Here is a 19,281-nt window from a genome sequence, read left to right as displayed (position 1 = left end):
GGTGAGTTCATGGCCCCGGGTAGCCGAGCCGCCAGCGCCCGCCGCGGCCGGTGAGGGTCACGCGGGCCAGCGGCGCGACGTCGACGCGCCAGAAGGACAGGGCGGGGGCGCCGAGGGCGTGGACGATCGCCGCGCGGATGACCGAGGAGTGGGTGATCGCGACGGTCCTGCCCGGGCCCCTGGTGGCCAGCCACGCGGAGACCCGGCCGAGCAGGCCGACGACCGTCTCCCCTCCGTGCGGCGCGGCGGCGGGGTCGGTGAGCCAGGCGGCCAGCGCCTCCGGTTCGGCCGCCTCGACCTCGCCGAGCGTCAGTCCGCGCCAGCGGCCGTAGTCGTACTCGGCCAGCAGCGGGTCCGGAGCGGACTCGATCCGCAGGCCGAGCGCCTCGGCGGTCTGCACGCACCGCCGTTCGGCCGCGCAGACCGTCACCGCGCCGCCGGGCACGCGGGTGCGGGCGGCCCGGCGCAGGCCGGCCTCGTCGAGGGGCTCGTCGGCCGGGAACGCGGCCCGGACCGTCGCCCGCGTCGAGGCGTGGCAGACCAGCAGCAGGCGGGCGACCCCCGAGGGGGGCCTCACGCCGGGCTGGGCACGCGCGAGGCCGGGACGCGCCCGCGCGCGGCGAAGGCGAACAGGGTGCCGACGGCGAGCCAGAACACCGCCTGGGTGCCGAGGGAGGCGATCCGGAAGTCCCACAGCAGGTCGGCGGGGAAGCCCGGGGGCACCTCGCCGATCTCCGGCAGGAGGATCCAGGCCGCGATCACGGGCAGGAGCGTGCACGCGCCCGCCGCCAGCCAGCGCAGCCGGGGCTCCGCGCCGGCGGCGTACCGGTGGGTGGCGGCGCCCGCGGCGACGGAGAGGATCCCGACGGCCACGGCGACGAGGTAGAGGACGGTGCGCTCGTTGATCGTCTCGGGGTCGCCGACGGCCGGCGGGTTGGCCGGGTACTTCAGGAAGGGCACCAGGACGACGGCGACGAACGCGGCCGCCGCCAGGGTCACCGCGAGCGCCGGCTCGGAGCGGGGACCGGCCCTGCCGCGCACGGCCGCGTAGGCGAGGGCGAACAGGCCGCCGACCGCCAGGCCGTACAGGGCCAGGGCGAGGAACAGCCCGAACCGCTGCCCGTCCCGGCTGACGAGGGCGTCCTCGCCGTGGGAGTGACCCCCGGCCGCCGCCTCATCGTGGGAGTGGCCGTCCGCCCCTTCCCCGGAGTGCGCGGCGGCCTGCGCCGGGGAGCTCGCGGCCGCCTCCTCCAGCGCGATGGCCCGCTCGATGTCCGGCTCGCCCACGGCGTAGGCGAACACGGCCGCGAGCAGGCCGGCGAGCAGCCCGGCGAGCATGCCCCGGACGAAGAGTTTGGTGATCACCTGTGGCTCAGTGGCACGGAACGCCGAGGAGGTGGCGTCCGTCGTGCATGAGCTCGTGCAGGTAGTTCCCGGCCTGGGAGATCGCGCCCTGGTCGAAGGTCACCAGGTAGGCCAGGAGCAGCAGCGCCGGTACGGCGAGCAGCATCCAGCCGGTGAGCGAGGACCACGGAACGGGGCGGCTGTGCGGAGCCGAGATCTGGCTCACGGCTACCTCCTTCAGGGATTACGCGTCCCTCTCGTAGGTAGTGGCGGCCGAGTGACCTGACTCCCGGCACGTAGGGCCGGTCACAGTGGCGCGACCGCACCGGAATCTCACCGGATTTCCCTCGCACCGCCACAAAACACCCGGACCGTATCCCGTGATCCTCTTCCCCGTCAATTCCGTGTGCGACCGGCCGGGTGCACCGGCGGCGGCCGCCGGGGCGGGGGCCGGTTCCATGTCCAGTTTTGAAGGCGCGTTGACGTGGCGGTCCCTGCCGCGATCGTCGGGAGCGGAAGGATGGCGGTGATGCTTGAGACGCTGCCGGGCACCATGCGTCAGCAGTACGGTGCCCGTCGAGAAGAGGGCCATCGTGGACGACTTCCGTCGCGTTCTTGACCGCGTTCAAACGGACTACGACTTTTATCTCTCGATCCTCACCGACCCGGACGGGGCGCTGGCTCCGTTCGAGCTGACGGACGCCGAACGGGCCGTGTTCACCTCCGGCCGGGAACGGCTCTGGGACCGGCTGGCCGGGCACCGCCTGGAGGACGACCCCCCGCCGCCACCGCCGGGACCACCGCCGCCCGGCCCGCCGCCACCGCCACCGCCGGGACCCCCGCCACCCGATCCCCCGCCGCCACCCGGCCCGCCGCCACCGCCGCCACCACCGCCGCCACCCGGTCCACCGCCGCCGCCGGGACCGCCGCCCGGCCTGCCCGTGCACATCGGCATCGGCCCGGTCCCGCCGGGTCCGCCCCCACCGCCGCCGCCCCCGCCGGGGATCGGCATCAACATCAGCGGTCACCACAACTTCTTCAACATCTTCAGGAGGGAGAAGGAGGAGGAGATCGAGGACATCATCCGGGATCCGGAGGTGGTGACCGCGGTGCGCGACATCCGCGCGGCCGGGAGCCCGGCCGAGCGCGCCGAGGCCGTCGGCCGGCTCGTGGGGAGGCTGTGATGACGGACTGCACGCCGCTCCCCTGGGACATCGCCGTCGTCGGTCTCGGCATCCGGGGGATCCACCAGATGACCCGGGAGGTCGAGGAGACCGTACGCCGGTGCGCCAAGACCTTCGTCACCGACATGGCGCTGGGCGTCGTGGACCACCTGCGCACCCTGTGCCCCGAGGTGGTCGACCTGTCCTCGGCGTACCGGCCGGGCAACCACCGGGTGCTCATCTACCGGCAGATGGCCGCCCAGGTGGTCACCGCGGCGCTGGAGAGCCCGCCGGTCTGCTTCGCCTCCTACGGCCACCCCAAGGTGTACTGCTATCCGACGACCCTCATCCAGCGGGCGGCGCGGGTGCTCGACCTGAAGGTGACCGTGCTGCCGGGGATCTCCTCCCTGGACTCGCTGCTGGTGGACCTCAACCTGGACCCGGCGCTGGACGGCCTGCAGGTGTACGAGGCCACCGACCTCGTCGTGCGCGAGCGTCCGCTCCAGACCGACGCGCCCTGCGTGCTGCTCCAGGCGCCGATCGTCCTGGACGCCTTCAACAGCGGCGGGGTGCCCCGCGTGGACGACGTCGGCCGGGTGCAGGAGTACCTGCTGCGCTTCTACCCGCCCGATCACTGGGTCACGCTGCTGGTCTCGGCCGTCCACCCGCTGCTCGAACCGATCCGCAAGGGGGTGCGCGTGGCGGATCTGACCCGGGCGCTGCGTCAGGCGCCCACCGTGTCCACGCTCTACATCCCGCCGGTCGGCAGCCGTCCCGTCGCCGACAGGGAGCTGGCGGAGCGGATGCGGCTGCCGGACACGGGGAACGGGAACGGGCCGCCGCGCCGGCCCGGACGCCCGCCCATCGGGCCGCGGGCCGAGTGACGCAGTGGAACGGGAGACACCGATGACGGCACCCGAACCGGTGGTCCGGTACATCGTGGCGGCGACCCCGCGGACGGGCAGCAGCCTGTTGTGCGACGGCCTGTTCGGAACGGGCGTCGCGGGCAGGCCGGGAGAGGTGTTCGCACCGCTGTTCCGGCCCGTGTGGCGCGAGCACCTGGGGCTGTTCGGCCACCCCTCGTTCGAGGACTACCTGCGGGCGGCGGTGCGCTACGGCACCACGGACAACGGCGTGTACGGGATGAAGATCCAGTGGATGCACGTCTCCGCCCTGGCCGGCGAGGCCGGTCAGGAGGGCCCGCCGGCCGGGGTTCTGGAGCGCCTGTTCCCCGGCTCCCGGTTCGTCAACATCGTGCGGCGGGACCGGCGCGCCCAGGCGCTGTCCTGGTACCGCGCCGGGAAGACCCGGGAGTGGTGCCGGTGGGCGGGGGAGGCGCCCCCGCCCACGTCGGGCCTCACACTCGACGCGGCGGCCGTGCGGTCCATCGAGGACACCATCGCCGGGCACCAGGCGGCCTGGGAGCGGTACTTCACCGCTGAGGGCATCGAGCCGCTGACGGTCGAGTACGAGTCGCTGGTACGGGACTACCGCGGGGAGATCGAACGCGTCATGACGTTCCTGGGGCTGGACGCCGGGAGAGCCAGGACCCTCCCGGCCCCCCGGCTGACCCGGCAGGCCGACGAGCTCACCCTCCGCTGGCGCGAGGAGATGGACGCCGGCGAGCGGCGGACCCGGCCCCGGCCCCGGAGCCGGGAGCGGGACGGAACGGCGGAGGCACGGCCCAGCGTCATCGTGCTCGACAACTTCTACCGGCACCCCGGGACGGTGCGCGAGTACGCGCTCCGGCAGTCGTACTACACCCCGTACGAGGACGGCACGGAGGTCGCCGAGGGCCGGCGGCGGGCGACCTGGTGGGCCAGCGGGTTCCGGCCCGCCGACAGCTGCCCGTTCAAATCCTCCGCGGCGCTGCTCTCCGTTCTGGAGCGGGCCGTCGGCGAGCCCGTCGACATGGGGCACTGGCGCGGGGACTTCCCGGTGGACGCCGGCTCCAGGCCGCTGCCGGAACCCGGTCGCGAACGGCGGACCTGCCTGTGGAACGCCTGTTTCCACGTCAAGCCGGCCAACGGCCAACGGCTGGGGGACGGGGTGCACAACCACGTCACCGACGGATGGAACTCGGTGGGGGCCCGGGGCTGGAGCGGGATCGTCTATCTCGACCCGGCCGCCCCGCTGGACGGCGGGCTCCACCTGTGGCGCAACATCGACCCCGCGCGGCGGTTCGACTGGATGACCCCCGCCGGGAACTGGGAGCTCGTCGACTCCTTCGGCAACCTCTTCAACCGCATGATCCTGGTGCGCGGGGACGTGCCGCACAGCGGCGCCGGGGGCTGGGGCGACCGGCTGGAGAACGGCCGTCTCTACCAGACGTTCTTCTTCCGCACCGTCGCCCGCAAGACGGAGTGGTCCGTCCCGATGCCCGAGATCGGAGCCTGAGATGGCCGCCCTCGGATCCGTCATCGGCAACCGGGCGTGGTTGCGGCGCAACCACCCGTTCCCGCACGTGGTGGCGCGGGACGTCTTCTCCGGGGACTTCTACGCCGCCCTGGACGCCCAGGTGGCCGGCATCCTCGGCAGGGGGCTCAGCGAGACGCCCGATCCGGGCCGGTTCTCCCGCAACATCCCCGGATACGACTCCTACGGCATCGGGTTCGGCGCCGCCGCCCCGGGGCCCGTGGGACTGTTCCTGACGGCGCAGTGGCGGGACACGATCTGCGACCTGTTCGGCGTCAAGGCCACCCCGTACGTGTTCGCCGGCGCCCACCACCACGCCGTCGGCAGCGCCAGCGGGTTCGTCCACAACGATTTCAACCCCGTCTGGTTCCCCCGCGCGGACGAGGACGCGATCCGGACGCCCGACGCGGCGCGCTGCGACTACAAGACCGGGACCGGCCCGCTCCCCGAGGAGGAGAAGGTCCAGGTGGTACGGGGCGCGGTGGTGCTGTTCTTCCTGCGCAACCACGGATGGCGTCCGGGCGACGGTGGGGAGACGGGGCTGTACGCCGACGCCCGCGACCCGGTGGACGCGCCCGCCCTGCGCTGCCCGCCGGTCGACAACAGCCTGGTGGCCTTCGAGTGCACGCCGCGGTCGTTTCACACCTACCTGAGCAACACGCGCCTGCCACGTACCTCGATCATCATGTGGGTGCACCGCACCCTGGACGAGGCCGGGCGGACCTTCGGCACGGAAAAGCTGGAACGATGGAAGAACTGACCCGCACGTGCGTGCTCACCGGCGCCAGCGGCGCGCTGGGCACCGCGTTCATCAGGCGCCACGCCGGCGACTACCGGATCCTCGCGGTGCACCACCGCTCCGCGATCGACGGCGCCACCCAGGACCAGTCCTATGTGGACCCCCTGGACCCCATCCGGCACCTGCCCGAAAACGAGCGTCCGGTCCGCGCGTTCCGGGCCGACCTGGGCGACCCCCGGGACATCGACCGGCTGGTCGGCGACCTGGCGGCCCACACCGACGGGGTGGACCTGGTGGTGCACGCCGCCGCCGTACGGGGCTGGACGTCGTTGCTGGCCGAGGGGGTCACCGAGCTCGCCCGGGCGGTCTACCAGATCAACGTGCTGGCGCCGCTGCAGCTCACCTGCGCGCTGGCCGGCCGGTTCTGGCGCGCCGACCCGGACGCCAACGCGCTGGCCGGCCGGAACGTGGTCACGGTCTCCAGCACCGCCGGCCTGTACCTCTACCCGGACCTGGGGCAGGGCCTGTACGGCTCGTCCAAGGCGGCCCTCAACCACCTGACGTACCACCTCGCCAGCGAGTTGTGGGACATCGGGATCAGGGTGAACGCCGTGGCGCCCGACACCTTCCCGGGCAGGGTCGCCACCGAGGACGTGCTGGAGGCGATCACCGGCTTCGACCGGTCCGACCAGACCGGGGTCGTCCGCACGCTCGATCGGCGCCCGGCATGAAAGTCCTGTTCGCGGTCATGCCGTTCGGCGGCCTGCGGCCCGCCATCGGGGTCAGCCTGCTCACCGCCCATCTGGAACGCGCCGGGACGAGCGCCGAGATCCGGTATCTCAACCTGCGCTTCGCCGAACTGGTCGGCGGCGCCGACTACGACTACGTGGCCGAACGCCTCCCCACCCAGGCCCTCGCCGGGGACTGGATCTTCGCCAGGGCCGCCTTCGGCCCGGACGCGGAGGCCGACGCGGCGTACCTGGCCATGCTCGGGGAACGCTTCCCGGCCATGCGCGGCGACGGCGCCCTGGACGCGCTCCACCGCTGCCGGGCCGCCGCAGACGGCTTCCTGGAGGAGGCGCTCGGCTCGGTCGACTGGGGAGCGTACGACGTCGTCGGTTTCACCTCCACCTTCACCCAGCACGCCGCCTGCCTGGCGATGGCCCGCCGCGTCAAGGAGCGCTTCCCGCAGGTCACCGTGGCGTTCGGCGGCGCCAACTGCGAGGCCGAGATGGGCCTGCAGCTGCACCGCTCCTTCCCGTTCGTCGACATCGTGTGCAGCGGCGAGGCGGACATCAGCTTCCCCCGCGTGGTCGAGGCGCTGCGCCGGGGCGGGGACCCGCACGAGATACCCGGCGTCATCGCCCGGCACGGGGGCCGCAGCCGTCACACCAGCCTCACCCCCGAGCGGGTCGAGGACCTGGACGCGCTGCCCTACCCCGACTACGACGACTTCTTCGCCCAGGCCGGCCGCCCGCCCCTGGCCGGGCGCGGACGGCCCGGCGTCCTGATGGAGTCCTCCCGCGGCTGCTGGTGGGGGCAGAAGCACCACTGCACCTTCTGCGGGCTCAACGGCCTGTCGATGGCCTTCCGGAGCAAGAGCGCCGCCAGGGTCCTCGACGAGCTCACCGCCCTGTGCGAGCGCTACTCCCCCGCGCACGTCGAGATGGTGGACAACATCCTCGACATGCACTATTTCCGCGACCTGATCCCGGAGCTGAAGCGGCGCGGCCTGGAGCTCGGCCTGTTCTTCGAGGTGAAGGCGAAGCTGAGCAAGCAGCAGGTGCGGGACCTGTACGACGCGGGCATCCGGACCATCCAGCCCGGTGTGGAGAGCCTCAGCACGCCCGTGCTGACCTCGATGCGCAAGGGCGTCACCGCGGTGCAGAACGTGCAGCTGCTGAAGTGGTGCAAGGAGCTGGGGGTCAAGCCCTTCTGGAACCTCATCTACGGCTTCCCCGGCGAGGACCCCGGCGAGTACGAGGCCACGGTCGCGGTCATCGAGGCCATCGGGCACCTGCAGCCGCCGTACTCGGTGGGCCGGGTACGGCTGGACCGCTTCAGCCCGTACTTCTTCGACGCCGCCCTCCTCGGCATCCGCGGCATCCGGCCCGACCGCAGCTACCGCCACATCTACGGGCTGCCGGAGGACGAACTGGCGAACCTGGCCTACTACTTCGAGTACGACTACGCCGACGGCCGCGACCCGGAGGCCTACGTCGACCGGACCAAGGACGCGGTACGGCGCTGGCACGAGGAGGCGCACCACCGGGGCCTGATCTCGGTGGACCACGGTGACGCGCTGGCGGTGTGGGATCTGCGGCCGCGGGCGGCCCGGACCCTGACGATCCTGGAGGGCTCCCGGCGGGCGGTGTACCTCTACTGCGACCAGCACCGCTCCGCCGACGACGTGGCCGCCCACCTGGCCGACGACGGCCGGGCGGGCGCGGGCATCCTCGACGACCTGGTCCGCGACCGGCTCATGATCCACCTCGACGGGAGGTATCTCAGCCTCGCGGTGCCCGCCCCGCCCGATCAGCAGGTCCCCGGATGACGGGGGCGCGCCGGGGCGGCGGCCCCGGCGCGCCCGCTGGGGATCGCTATTCGCCGGTGAGCGCGGTGACCAGCTCGGCGGCGGTGCGGCACCGGTCGAACAGCTCGCCCACGTGGGCCTTGGTGCCGCGCAGCGGCTCCAGGGTCGGGACGCGCTGCAGGGACTCGCGGCCGGGGATGTCGAAGATCACCGAGTCCCAGGAGGCGGCGGCGACCGAGTCGCTGTACTGGCTCAGGCAGCGCCCGCGGAAGTAGGCGCGGGTGTCGCTGGGCGGCGCCTCGACGGCGCGCAGCACCTCCTCCTCGGTGACCAGGCGCTGCATCTTGCCCCGGGCGACCAGCCGGTTGTAGAGGCCGCGGTCGGGGCGGATGTCGGAGTACTGCAGGTCGACGAGCTGCAGGCGCGGGTGGGACCACGCCAGCCCGTCGCGCGAGCGGTAGCCCTCCAGCAGCTGCAGCTTGGCCACCCAGTCGAGCTCCCCGGCCAGCTGCATGGGGTCGTCGGCCAGCCGGGTCAGGACCGACTCCCAGCGGTCCAGGACGTCCTTGGTGGGCTCGTCGACGCCGCCGTTGCCGCTGCGGGTCTCGGCGTACTTCCTGGCCAGCTCGAGATACTCCATCTGCAGCTGCACCGCGGTCATCTTGCGGCCGTCGCGCAGCTGGATCTCGTAGCGCAGCGTGGGGTCGTGGGAGACCGCGCGCAGGGCCTGGACCGGGTTCTCCACCGCGAGGTCGCGGGTGAAGAAACCGTCCTCGATCATCGCCAGGATCAGCGCCGTGGAGCCCAGCTTCAGATAGGTGGAGATCTCCGACATGTTCGCGTCGCCGATGATGACGTGCAGCCGGCGGTACTTCTCCGGGTCGGCGTGCGGCTCGTCGCGGGTGTTGATGATCGGCCGCTTGAGCGTGGTCTCCAGGCCCACCTCGACCTCGAAGAAGTCGGCCCGCTGGCTGATCTGGAAGCCCTCGCCCCGGGAGTCCTGCCCGATGCCGACCCGGCCGGCGCCGGTGACGACCTGCCGGGAGACGAAGAAGGGCGTCAGATATCTGACGATGTCGGCGAACGGGGTCGCCCGCCGCATCAGGTAGTTCTCGTGGCAGCCGTAGGAGGCGCCCTTGTTGTCGGTGTTGTTCTTGTAGAGCTGGATCGGCGCGTTGGACGGGATCGCCGAGGCCCGGGTCGCGGCGTCGTGCATGACCCGCTCGCCCGCCTTGTCCCAGATCACCGCCGCCCGCGGGTTCGTGCACTCCGGCGTGGAGTACTCGGGGTGGGCGTGGTCGACGTACAGCCGCGCGCCGTTGGTGAGGATCACGTTGGCCAGGCCGAGGTCCTCGTCGGTGAGCTGGCTGGCGTCCGCCACCTCCCGCGCGAGATCGAAGCCCCGCGCGTCCCGCAGCGGATTCTCCTCCTCGAAGTCCCAGCGCGCCCGCCGCGCCCTGGCCGCCGAGGCGGCCAGATAGGCGTTCACGACCTGCGAGGAGGTCACCATCGCGTTGGCCCCCGGCTGTCCGGGCACGGAGATGCCGTACTCGGTCTCGATGCCCATCACCCGCCGTACCGTCATGCGCACCCTCTGTTCATCTGGGGCTGTCTCATCCGCCGTGTATATATCCCCGAGCCTAGACCTTCCACCGTGCCCTGTGGCCAGACAGTTATGGCACCGGGGTTTTTTCCACCGCGATTCGCCGCTCTTCGATGACAGCCTCGACCGGAATTGCGACGCGCCGCCTCCTGGCCTTGACAAAATCCTGGACCGGGCGTTCAGCCAAACGGTAAACCAGATACGAGAACACCGCCACGGCCAGCACGGTGAGGGCGGCGGCAAGCCAGGGCGGCAGCGTGTCGCGCAGCGCGGGGATGATCAGTACGGCCCCCGCGGTGTGGAACAGATAGACCGGATAGGTGATCGCCCCCAGCACGACCAGGCCGCGCCGGCGCAGCCGGCGCAGCCAGCCGAGCGCCACCATGGCCATCAGGACGTAGAAGGCCGCCACGGTGGCCACCACGGCCCAGTCGGGCACGGGCATGGCGGCATAGCCCACGGCGTCGATGCGCCGGGCCACCCGGTCCAGGGCGGCGTCGGCCGCCAGGCCCGCACTGATCCCCGCCATGCACCACAGGACCAGCCGGGGGCCGTACCTGGTCATCAGGTAGAAGGCCATGCCGCCGACGAAGTAGGCCGCGTACTTGGGCATGATCAGCAGCTCGACCCAGTAGTCGTCGCTGCCGGCGAAGAACCCGGCCGCCAGCAGCCACACGCCCATGAAGACCAGGCAGCGGCCGAGCGTGGGCCCGACGATCACCAGGACGGAGATCAGCAGATAGAAGCGGAGCTCGACCCAGAGCGACCAGTAGACGCCGTTGGCGTCGTAGACGCCGAGCAGGCGCTGGATCATGGTCAGGTTGGCCGCGTAGCCGCCGGCGTCCAGCTTGGGGTCCAGGGCCGTGGCCGAGGTCAGGCCGTACAGGGCCGCGGTGACCCCGACACTGACCCAGTAGGCCGGATAGAGCCGGACCACGCGCGACAGGGCGAAGGCGCCCAGGCCGCGCCCCCAGATGCTCATCAGGATCACGAAGCCGCTGATCATGAAGAACAGCTCGACGCCGAGGATGCCCAGCCCGGAGATCGTCGAGATCGCCGGGAACAGCTCGGCGGGCGTCTCGCCCCACACCGAGCGGAAGGCGATGAAGTAGTGGAAGGCGAGCACCGCCATGGCGGCGGTGAAGCGCAGGAGATCCAGCTCGGCGAGGCGGCCGCCGTCCCGGACCGCCCCGCTGGATCCCGAGCCGGTCACCCGGCGGCCGACCCGAAACGTTCATGCACGCCTGTTGGACGGCGAACCCCTCAGTTGGGTTCCAAGTGACGACATTTCACTTTTGTGGCGAATGTGAAAGCCGTTGCCGTACGGCCCCGCCCCGGACCCGGGCACGCGCGGACCCCCGCGCGGGCCCCCGCGCGCGGACCGGAGCCTGCGGACGCGGAACGGCGCGGCGCCCGAGCCGGGTGCCGCGCCGTTGCCGTGGTGCTAGAGGTACTGACCGGTGTTGGCCACCGTGTCGATGGACCGGCCGGCCTCGGCGCCCTGCTTGCCGGAGACGAGGGTGCGGATGTAGACGATCCGCTCGCCCTTCTTTCCGGAGATGCGCGCCCAGTCGTCCGGGTTGGTGGTGTTGGGCAGGTCCTCGTTCTCGGAGAACTCGTCCACGCAGGCGGTCAGCAGGTGCTGCACCCGCAGGCCCTTCTGCCCGGTCTCCAGGAACTGCTTGATCGCCATCTTCTTGCCGCGGTCGACGATGTTCTGGATCATCGCGCCGGAGTTGAAGTCCTTGAAGTACAGGACCTCCTTGTCACCGTTGGCGTAGGTGACCTCCAGGAAGCGGTTCTCCTCGCTCTCGGTGTACATCCGCTCGACGACCCGCTGGATCATGGCCGCGATGGCACCCTCCCGGCTGCCGCCGTTCTCGGTGACGTCGTCGGGGTGGAGCGGAAGATCCGGGATGAGGTACTTCGAGAAGATGTCCTTGGCCGCCTCGGCGTCCGGCCGCTCGATCTTGATCTTGACGTCCAGACGGCCGGGCCGCAGGATCGCCGGGTCGATCATGTCCTCGCGGTTGGAGGCGCCGATCACGATGACGTTCTCCAGGCCCTCGACGCCGTCGATCTCCGACAGGAGCTGGGGAACGATCGTGTTCTCGACGTCGGAGGAGACGCCCGAGCCTCGGGTGCGGAAGATCGAGTCCATCTCGTCGAAGAACACGATCACCGGGGTGCCGGCCGAGGCCTTCTCCCGGGCCCGCTGGAAGACCAGGCGGATGTGCCGCTCGGTCTCACCGACGTACTTGTTGAGGAGCTCGGGGCCCTTGATGTTGAGGAAGAAGCTCTTGCCCTCCTGGCCCGTCTTCTCCGCGACCTGCTTGGCCAGGGAGTTGGCCACGGCCTTGGCGATGAGCGTCTTGCCGCAACCGGGCGGGCCGTACAGCAGCACGCCCTTGGGCGGACGGAGCTTGTGCTCACGGAAGAGGTCGGCGTGCAGATAGGGAAGCTCGATGGCGTCCCTGATCTGCTCGATCTGCCGCATGAGCCCGCCGATCTCCTCGTAGGAGATGTCGGGCACCTCCTCCAGGACGAGCTCCTCGACCTCGGACTTGGGGATGCGCTCGTAGACGTAACCCGAACGCGGCTCCAGCAGCAGGGAGTCACCGGCCCGGATCGGCTGGCCGATCAGGGACTCGGCGAGCTTGACCACCCGCTCCTCGTCGGCGTGCGAGATCACCAGTGCGCGCCGGCCGTCCTCGAGAAGCTCCTTGAGCATCACGATCTCGCCGAGGTCCTCGAAACCGAGGGCCTCGACGACGTTGAGGGCCTCGTTGAGCATGACCTCCTGGCCACGCTTGAGTTCCTCGACGTCCACCGCCGGGCTGACGTTCACCCGGAGCTTGCGGCCACCGGTGAAGACCTCCACCGTGCCGTCTTCCCTCGCCTCAAGGAAGACGCCGAACCCGGATGGCGGCTGCGCCAGCCGGTCGACCTCCTCCTTCAGCGCGACGATCTGGTCTCTGGCTTCCTTGAGGGTCGCCACCAGACGTTCGTTCTGGCCGGTGACGGCCGCGAGATTCGCCTGGACCTCGTGGAGACGCTCTTCGAGGATCCTGGCCTGCCGGGGAGACTCCGTCAGCTTCCGACGCAGCGCGGTGACCTCCTCCTGCAGGAAGGAGACCTGTGTTGTGAGATCAGCGACCTCCCGTTCGCGCTGCGCGGCTCGAGCCTCAGCGTCGTCGCGAGCTGCCACGCCGTCACCTCCTTCCCAGTCGAGACCGACTACTCAAAACCCTACCCATCTGAGAGCCGCCCGTTACCTGTCCGGGCAGTGTTCGTATGGCTACGTTAAGCGAGCAGTGATTAATCCCTTATGGTGCGTTTAGTGCTGAGAGCATGAGAACACGGCATTCTGTACTCGTGTCTACCACGACATGGGTCGTGGCCGAATCGTCATGTGGCGGAGGTCGTCGACTCCTCGCCATACGCCCCCTTCGCCGGACGCCTGCGCCGGGGTGGTGGGGTCACCCCGTCCGCCATGCGACGGGCGGTGACGAGGAAGCCGGTGTGGCCGACCATGCGGTGGTCGGGCCGTACGGCGAGCCCTTCGACGTGCCAGTCGCGAACCAGGGTCTCCCACGCATGGGGCTCGGTGAAACTCCCGTGCTCCCGCAGAGTTTCCACCGTGCGCGACAGCTGCGTCGTCGTCGCCACGTAACAGCAGATCACGCCGCCCGGCGTCAGAGCCTTGGACGCCGCGTCCACGCACTCCCACGGGGCGAGCATGTCCAGGATGATCCGGTCGACGTCGGTCTCGTCGAGCGCGTCGACGAAGTCGCCCACGACCAGGCGCCACTGGTCCATCGGCCCGCCGTAGAACTTCTCCACGTTCTTGGTGGCGACCTCGGCGAAGTCCTGGCGGCGCTCGTAGGAGGTGACCTTCCCCTCGGGCCCGACCGCGCGCAGCAGGAAGCAGGTCAGCGCGCCGGAGCCGACCCCGGCCTCGACGACGCGCGCACCCGGGAAGACGTCGGCCATCGCGACGATCTGCGCGGAGTCCTTGGGGTAGATGACGGCCGCGCCGCGCGGCATGGACAGCGTGTAGTCGGAGAGCAGGTGCCGGAAGGCGAGGTACTGGGTGCCGCCGGAGGACCGCACCACCGAGCCCTCGGGCTGCCCGATCAGGTCGCTGTGCGGGATGAACCCCTTGTGCGTGTGGAAGACCCCGTCCTCCTTCAGCGTCACCGTGTGGCGCTTGTTCTTGGGGTCGGTGAGCTGAACCTGATCCCCGGCCTGAAACGGCCCATGCCTGCGAAAACCCATGCCCGCAAGGGTATCGGCGCCCGGCCGGGGGAAACGCCGGTCCGGCCGGGGGGAAAACGGTTCGCCGCGCCCGCCGCGACCTGGTAGCACTGGAGGATGTTTCCCCGAGAAGTGGTCCCCGCCGGTCCCGTCCTGCTGCGGGAGCCCACCGAGGCCGACACCGACGCGATCGTCCGCGGCTGCTCCGACCCCGAGATCGCCAGGTTCATCCCCAACGTGCCGGTGCCCTACACCCGCGACGACGCGATCTCCCATCTGAAGGCCGCCGAGCAGGACTGGCAGCGCGGCGGCGCCTCGTTCGCCGTCGCCGACCCCGGCACCGGCCGGTGGCTGGGCAACATCGGACTCAAGCCGCCCAACCCCCGCGGCGGCGTCGAGATCGGCTATCTGATCGCCCCGTGGGCGCGCGGACGCGGGGTGGCCGCGGCGGCCACGGCGGCGCTGAGCGCCTGGGCCTTCGCGCACGGGGTGCACCGCGTGGAGCTGCTGGCCGAGGTGGAGAACCTCGCCAGCCAGCGGGTGGCCATGGCCGCCGGGTTCCAGCGTGAGGGCGTCCAGCGCCACGGCACGCCCGCGCGTGACGGCGCCTACCGCGATCTTGTGTCCTTCGCCCGGCTGAGCACCGACTCCGGCGAGCGGGTCCGCCCGTTCCTGCCTCCCCTGCCCGGCGGGTCGCTCTCGGACGGGGTGGTACGGCTGACGCCGCTGGAGGCCGGGGACGCCGCCGACTATCACACGCTGCAGAGCCTGCCCGACGTCGTCCGCTACAGCGTCCCCCCGGAGGCCCCCACCGCGCAGGAGAGCGAGCAGTTCTGCCGGGAGGCGGGCATGCTCTGGCTGACGGGCGCACGGGCGGAGATGGCGATCCGCGGCGCGGACGACGGCGCGTTCGCCGGGCACATCCAGCTCAGCAACATCGTCCCCCCGCTGCGGCAGGCCATGGTGGGCTACAGCATGCTGCCGCGGGCGCGCGGCAGGGGCCTGGCCACCCGCGCGGTGAACCTGGTGACGGAGTGGGCCTTCGGGCACACCTCGCTGGCCCGGGTCGTCGCGGGCACCTCCCCGGCCAACACCGCCTCGCACGGGGTGCTGGAACGGGCGGGCTTCACCCGCGACGCCCTCCTGCACGGCGCGCTGCCCGGTCCCGGCGACACCCGCCTCGACGACCTGCAGTGGTACCGCCTGCGGCCCTCCGGCTGACCTCCGGGGCGCGGCGGACCTGCGGGGCGCCGCGCCCGGACGCCCATTGATCGGTGCTTCTTCACGCCCCTTCCCGCGTTCGGTCCGCCCATCGCAAATGTTTACGCCTTTCTCCCAGGTCACTGCATATTCGTCTCGGCTCAGGGAACCCCCCCGTCACGTATGTCCCACATCCCGCATGCGGGGGTGGCCAAGCGGGGTTATGACGGGAATACTCCGAATCGTGCTACCCCAGGCCCACCACCGTTTCGGCGTGGGCACCCGGCTCGACGAAGCGAGGGACAAGGGATGAGCATCACCCACCAGGTCGGACTGGATCACAGCGCCGCTCTCTGGTACAGCGAGCCTGAGGACTCCCTGCAGAGCCTGATCGAGACCTTCACCGGCCTGGACGCCGACGACCTGATCGACCAGGTCGTCGCGGCCGCGGCGACGGTGTGCTCGACCGGCTACTCGGGGCTGGTCCAGGTCGATCCTGTGCAGGAGAGCGCGACGCCGATCCGGCTGCACACCCCGCCCGGCGACCCGCTGGCGGTGGAGGGCTGGCTCCAGGACGGCTCGGTGCTCAAGACTCTGGCGACCCGGTGCCATCCCATCCGCCTGCCGCGCGACAGCGTCCTGGGTCATCCGGGCTTCCTGGCCGTCCCGGTCCCGCTGGCCACCCGGGAGGAGGCCTACCTGTGGGTGGCCGGACGCCCCTTCGACCACCGCGACGAGGACCTGCTGGTGCGCTTCGCCACCGCGGCCGGGCGCGCGATGGAGGCGGCCAGGGGGTTCGAGGCCGCCTCCCGCCTCCTGCGGTCGGTGCACGCGTTCGCGCGCCGCCTGCCCCGCCGCGGCGGAGCGGGCCCGAAGTGATCCGCGCCTGATCCAGACGACGACCGGCAGGGGGCCGGGCCCGCGTTCGGCGACGGGCCCGGCCCTCGGCGTGCGGGCCGTACGGGGAACCGGTCAGTCGGCGCCGAACTTGGCCCGCAGCCGCGCGAAGGCGGCGTCGGTGCCCTGCAGCGCGCGGTCGATGTCGGCGTCGGTGTGGGCGGCCGAGATGAACCAGTTGTGCCAGGGGTGGAGGTAGACGCCCTCATCCAGGCAGGCCGAGGACCAGAACATGCCCTTCTCCAGGGTCGCGTCGCCCTCGAAGGACAGCCACGGGATCTGGACCGGGCCGGTCTGGTTGATCGCGAAGCCGTGGGCGGCGGCCTGGGCGGCCAGGCCCTCCCGCAGCCGGGTGCCCGCCCGCTCCATCAGGGCGACGCCGCCGACGGCGTGCAGGGTCTCGATCGTGGCCTTGGCGGCGGCCATCGGCGCCGCGTTGAACCAGAACGAGCCGGTGGAGTAGATCGTCTGGGCCGGGCCCCGCAGGGCGTCCACGCCGGTGACGGCGGCGATCGGGTGGCCGTTGGCCATCGCCTTGCTGAAGGCGTACAGGTCGGGGCGGACGGCCAGGGTCTCCCAGGAGCCGCCAAGGTCCAGCCGCCAGCCGCCGCGCACGTCGTCGATCACCAGGGCGGCCCCGATCCGGTCGGCCAGGGCGCGCAGGCCGCGGGCGAACTCGGGCTCGGCCAGCTGCTGGTCCTCGAAGGAGTCGTGCTTGAACGGCGTGACGATGATCGCGGCGACGTCCGACCCGTCCGGGCCCTCGGCCCGCGCGGCGGCGGCCTCGGCGCTGGCCAGGTCGTTGTAGGTGAACTCGATCAGGTCGGCGCGCTCGTTGGGCGTGGTGCCCGAGGGGCTCGGCGTGCACCAGGGGTCGGCGCCGTGATAGGAGCCGTGGGCCATGAGCACCTTGGTCCGCCCGGTGGCCGCGCGGGCGATCATCAGGGCCTGGGTGGTGGCGTCGGTGCCGTTCTTGGAGAACATCACCCAGTCGGCCTGCGGGATGGTCTCCACCATCAGTTCGGCGAGCTCGACGTAGATCGGGCCCGGCCCGTTGAGGCAGTCGCCGGCGGCCAGCTGGGCGGCGACCGCCGACTCCACGGCCGGGTGGCGGTGGCCGAGCACGATGGGCCCCCAGGAGCACATCAGGTCGACGTACTGCCGGCCGTCGGCGTCGAACTGGCGGCATCCCTCGCCGCGCACGAAGAACTGGGGATAGCCCGGCCCGTGCAGGGCGGCGTTGAGGTGGCCGTACATGCCGCCGGGGACGACCTTGGCGGCCCGGTCGCGGAGGTTGGCGTCAGTGGACATCGCTGGGAACATCACCTTTCGTTCTGTCACGTGACAGCGTCGGATCACGGGGCCGGGTCACAGGGCCGGGTCACGGGGCCGGGTCACAGGGCGGACAGGTCGACGCCGTCCAGGCCCGCGTCGGAGCCGAGCCCGCCGGCGACGCGGGCCGCCACGGCGGTGCCGAGCCGGGCCGAGCCGAGGACGTCACGGCCCCGGGCCAGACCGGCGATGAACCCGGCGCAGTAGGCGTCGCCGCAGCCGGTGGTGTCGACCACCGGCACATCCAGGGCGGGCACCCGGGTGATCCCGGAGGCGGTCGCCACCAGGCTGCCCTCACCGCCCAGGGTGACCAGCACCCCCTTGGGCCCCTCGGCCAGCAGCTTGACCGCGGCCTCCTGCGCGTCGGCGGCCCCGCTCATCATGAGCGCCTGTTCCTCGTTGGGCAGCAGATAGTCGATGTGCGGAAGAAAAACACGCGCTCCCTGCATCAGATCGGGCATGTTGGACAGGAGGTCCATCGTGACGACCGTCCCCGCGGCCCGCGCCTCGTCCAGCAGCGTGAAGAACCCCGGGTCATGCAGACCCCAGGTCACGTCCATGCCGCCGAGGTGCAGGACCCGCGCGCCCCTGATCCGCTCGTGGTCCAGGTCCTGCGGGGCCAGCACGAGATTGGCGCCGGGCACGTGGAAGGAGGGACGGCCTCCGTCGGGCCGGATCGGCAGGATCGAGGCGGCGGTCTGCTGGCCGGGCCTGCGCACGATCCCGCCGACGTCCACCCCGTGCCTGGCCATGATCATCAGGAGGAAGTCGCCCAGCTCGTCGTCGCCGATCGCGCCGGCCGAGGCGACCTCCAGACCGAGCTTGGCGAGGTCGACGGCGGTCCCGGCCGCGGCGCCCGCCGCCGTGATGCGGATCTGCTCCAGCAGATGGGTGTCCTGGCCGGCCGGGATCGACTCCACGGGCCGGGCGAGCACGTCCACGATGTGCACTCCGACGGTGACGACAGTCATGGCGAGCCCTCCTCATGTCTTGACGGTCCTGAGCGGATAATAGACGGGCGCCCGAATACCATGTCAACGGAGCGAGCCGGGGAGGACGGGAAGAGTGCCGAAGATCGTCGATCACAACGAGCGTCGCGAAGAGGTCGTCGAGGCCGCGCGCCGCATCATCCTCCGTGAGGGGATCGAGGCGGCCACGACCCGGGCCATCGCCAGGGAGGCCGGTTACTCCAACGGCGTGCTCACGCACTACTTCGCCGACAAGGACGACATCATGCTCTCGGCGCTGCGCTCCTCGCACCGCCGCATCGTGGAGCGGCTGCGCGCCAAGCTCTCCGGGCGCACCGGGCTGGCCGCCCTGCGCGAGCTGCTCCTGGACAACCTGCCGCTGGACGACGAGCGCACCCGGGAGAGCGGCCTGGAGGTCGGCTTCTGGAGCCGGAGCCTGACCAGCCCGGCCCTGCTGGAGGCCCAGCGCGCCGAGGCGCGGGAACTGCACTATCTGGTGCGCAGCCTGCTCGGCACGGCGGCCGAGGCGGGCGAGATCGCGACCGCCGAGGATCTCGACGACGTCGCCGAGCGGCTGCTCGCCCTGGTCGACGGGCTCAGCGTGCACCGGCTGCTCTATCCCGACCGGCTCGGCGCCGCACGGATGGAGAGGCTCCTGGACGCCGAGCTCGACCGTCTCCGGGCCTCTCCCGCCTCCCCCCGGCCCGTGCGGGGGCACGGGGACGGGGAGGCCTCCCAGAGGAGCGCGTGATCCCGGCCGGTCACCATCCCGGCCGGGGCCTCTCACGGGGACAGACGATCCCGGCCGGTCGGTCCCGGCCGGGGAGGGA

At 71.6% G+C, this 19,281-nt stretch carries 18 protein-coding genes and 1 riboswitch; of the genes, 9 read left to right on the top strand and 9 right to left on the bottom strand.

All coding sequences use genetic code 11. The annotated features are described in order from the left end of the window. Positions 1-7 precede the first annotated feature (7 nt). The 3 genes from Pta02_RS10210 to Pta02_RS10200 are packed head-to-tail and all read right to left on the bottom strand — an operon-like array spanning position 8 to position 1,570. The gene (locus Pta02_RS10210) at positions 8-577 is read right to left on the bottom strand and encodes a histidine phosphatase family protein (protein WP_203874484.1); all 570 of its coding nucleotides are present in this window, start codon (positions 575-577) and stop codon (positions 8-10) included. Beyond that, positions 574-1,365, bottom strand: a complete 792-nt coding sequence (locus tag Pta02_RS10205) for a CbtA family protein (RefSeq protein WP_203874483.1) — start codon at positions 1,363-1,365, stop codon at positions 574-576. Before Pta02_RS10205 ends, Pta02_RS10210 begins: the two co-directional genes overlap by 4 nt. Positions 1,366-1,372: 7 nt before the next feature. Beyond that, entirely contained in the window at positions 1,373-1,570 is a 198-nt protein-coding gene (locus Pta02_RS10200; protein WP_203874482.1) for a CbtB domain-containing protein, read from the bottom strand. Between the two features lie 16 nt (positions 1,571-1,586). Then, positions 1,587-1,716, bottom strand: a riboswitch (adenosylcobalamin (AdoCbl) riboswitch). A gap of 221 nt (positions 1,717-1,937) precedes the next feature. Here Pta02_RS10200 and Pta02_RS10195 point away from each other — a divergent pair. Genes Pta02_RS10195 through Pta02_RS10170 form a run of 6 tightly spaced genes read left to right on the top strand, consistent with a single transcriptional unit; the run spans position 1,938 to position 8,215 of the window. After that, positions 1,938-2,528, top strand: coding sequence for a hypothetical protein (locus Pta02_RS10195; protein WP_203874481.1), 591 nt, complete (start codon positions 1,938-1,940; stop codon positions 2,526-2,528). Beyond that, complete coding sequence (locus Pta02_RS10190; RefSeq protein WP_203874480.1) at positions 2,528-3,391, top strand: SAM-dependent methyltransferase; 864 nt, start codon at positions 2,528-2,530, stop codon at positions 3,389-3,391. The genes Pta02_RS10195 and Pta02_RS10190 overlap by 1 nt, the downstream gene beginning before the upstream one ends. A 22-nt stretch (positions 3,392-3,413) precedes the next feature. Beyond that, entirely contained in the window at positions 3,414-4,904 is a 1,491-nt protein-coding gene (locus Pta02_RS10185; protein WP_203874479.1) for a Stf0 family sulfotransferase, read from the top strand. Position 4,905: 1 nt separating this feature from the next. After that, a complete protein-coding gene (locus Pta02_RS10180; RefSeq protein ID WP_203874478.1) occupies positions 4,906-5,682 on the top strand; it encodes a 2OG-Fe(II) oxygenase family protein in 777 nt (258 codons plus the stop codon). Then, a complete protein-coding gene (locus Pta02_RS10175) occupies positions 5,670-6,392 on the top strand; it encodes an SDR family NAD(P)-dependent oxidoreductase (RefSeq protein ID WP_203874477.1) in 723 nt (240 codons plus the stop codon). Before Pta02_RS10180 ends, Pta02_RS10175 begins: the two co-directional genes overlap by 13 nt. After that, on the top strand, positions 6,389-8,215 hold the full coding sequence (locus Pta02_RS10170) for a RiPP maturation radical SAM C-methyltransferase (RefSeq protein ID WP_203874476.1): 1,827 nt from the start codon (positions 6,389-6,391) through the stop codon (positions 8,213-8,215). The genes Pta02_RS10175 and Pta02_RS10170 overlap by 4 nt, the downstream gene beginning before the upstream one ends. Positions 8,216-8,261: 46 nt before the next feature. Here Pta02_RS10170 and dop read toward each other — a convergent pair whose 3' ends face one another. The 4 genes from dop to Pta02_RS10150 form a co-directional block, all read right to left on the bottom strand. Continuing rightward, complete coding sequence (dop, locus tag Pta02_RS10165) at positions 8,262-9,779, bottom strand: depupylase/deamidase Dop (RefSeq protein ID WP_203874475.1); 1,518 nt, start codon at positions 9,777-9,779, stop codon at positions 8,262-8,264. 88 nt (positions 9,780-9,867) lie between these two features. Beyond that, positions 9,868-11,010, bottom strand: coding sequence for an acyltransferase family protein (locus Pta02_RS10160; protein WP_203874474.1), 1,143 nt, complete (start codon positions 11,008-11,010; stop codon positions 9,868-9,870). A gap of 231 nt (positions 11,011-11,241) precedes the next feature. After that, on the bottom strand, positions 11,242-13,005 hold the full coding sequence (arc, locus tag Pta02_RS10155) for a proteasome ATPase (protein WP_203874473.1): 1,764 nt from the start codon (positions 13,003-13,005) through the stop codon (positions 11,242-11,244). 200 nt (positions 13,006-13,205) lie between these two features. Next, positions 13,206-14,075, bottom strand: a complete 870-nt coding sequence (locus Pta02_RS10150) for a tRNA (adenine-N1)-methyltransferase (RefSeq protein WP_203874472.1) — start codon at positions 14,073-14,075, stop codon at positions 13,206-13,208. A 96-nt stretch (positions 14,076-14,171) separates the two neighbouring features. Here Pta02_RS10150 and Pta02_RS10145 point away from each other — a divergent pair, with 96 nt between their 5' ends. Next, entirely contained in the window at positions 14,172-15,275 is a 1,104-nt protein-coding gene (locus Pta02_RS10145; protein ID WP_203874471.1) for a GNAT family N-acetyltransferase, read from the top strand. Between the two features lie 288 nt (positions 15,276-15,563). Next, positions 15,564-16,133: a hypothetical protein gene (locus Pta02_RS10140; RefSeq protein WP_203874470.1), complete on the top strand. Its 570-nt coding sequence runs from the start codon at positions 15,564-15,566 to the stop codon at positions 16,131-16,133. Between the two features lie 93 nt (positions 16,134-16,226). Here the strand turns inward: Pta02_RS10140 and Pta02_RS10135 are convergent, their stop codons facing one another. Then, complete coding sequence (locus Pta02_RS10135; RefSeq protein WP_203874469.1) at positions 16,227-17,462, bottom strand: aminotransferase class III-fold pyridoxal phosphate-dependent enzyme; 1,236 nt, start codon at positions 17,460-17,462, stop codon at positions 16,227-16,229. A gap of 83 nt (positions 17,463-17,545) precedes the next feature. Continuing rightward, positions 17,546-18,454, bottom strand: coding sequence for a carbohydrate kinase family protein (locus tag Pta02_RS10130; protein WP_203874468.1), 909 nt, complete (start codon positions 18,452-18,454; stop codon positions 17,546-17,548). Positions 18,455-18,548: 94 nt separating this feature from the next. Here Pta02_RS10130 and Pta02_RS10125 point away from each other — a divergent pair, with 94 nt between their 5' ends. Next, positions 18,549-19,202, top strand: a complete 654-nt coding sequence (locus Pta02_RS10125; RefSeq protein WP_203874467.1) for a TetR/AcrR family transcriptional regulator — start codon at positions 18,549-18,551, stop codon at positions 19,200-19,202. The last annotated feature ends 79 nt before the right edge of the window (positions 19,203-19,281 follow it).

Origin of the sequence: Paraplanobispora takensis (assembly GCF_016863195.1) — a bacterium.
In the GTDB taxonomy this organism is placed as follows: Bacteria; Actinomycetota; Actinomycetes; order Streptosporangiales; family Streptosporangiaceae; genus Planobispora; species Planobispora takensis.
This window is presented reverse-complemented; position numbering and strand designations above follow the sequence as displayed.

Excerpts from the sequence above, each read along its gene's own strand:
- Pta02_RS10180 (WP_203874478.1), top strand. The coding sequence starts at position 4,906 with ATGGCCGCCCTCGGATCCGTCATCGGCAACCGGGCGTGGTTGCGGCGC.
- Pta02_RS10185 (WP_203874479.1), top strand. The coding sequence starts at position 3,414 with ATGACGGCACCCGAACCGGTGGTCCGGTACATCGTGGCGGCGACCCCG.
- Pta02_RS10145 (WP_203874471.1), top strand. The coding sequence starts at position 14,172 with ATGTTTCCCCGAGAAGTGGTCCCCGCCGGTCCCGTCCTGCTGCGGGAG.
- Pta02_RS10150 (WP_203874472.1), bottom strand. The coding sequence starts at position 14,075 with ATGGGTTTTCGCAGGCATGGGCCGTTTCAGGCCGGGGATCAGGTTCAG.
- dop (WP_203874475.1), bottom strand. The coding sequence starts at position 9,779 with ATGACGGTACGGCGGGTGATGGGCATCGAGACCGAGTACGGCATCTCC.
- Pta02_RS10140 (WP_203874470.1), top strand. The coding sequence starts at position 15,564 with ATGAGCATCACCCACCAGGTCGGACTGGATCACAGCGCCGCTCTCTGG.
- Pta02_RS10190 (WP_203874480.1), top strand. The coding sequence starts at position 2,528 with ATGACGGACTGCACGCCGCTCCCCTGGGACATCGCCGTCGTCGGTCTC.
- Pta02_RS10175 (WP_203874477.1), top strand. The coding sequence starts at position 5,670 with ATGGAAGAACTGACCCGCACGTGCGTGCTCACCGGCGCCAGCGGCGCG.
- Pta02_RS10170 (WP_203874476.1), top strand. The coding sequence starts at position 6,389 with ATGAAAGTCCTGTTCGCGGTCATGCCGTTCGGCGGCCTGCGGCCCGCC.
- Pta02_RS10130 (WP_203874468.1), bottom strand. The coding sequence starts at position 18,454 with ATGACTGTCGTCACCGTCGGAGTGCACATCGTGGACGTGCTCGCCCGG.
- Pta02_RS10135 (WP_203874469.1), bottom strand. The coding sequence starts at position 17,462 with ATGTCCACTGACGCCAACCTCCGCGACCGGGCCGCCAAGGTCGTCCCC.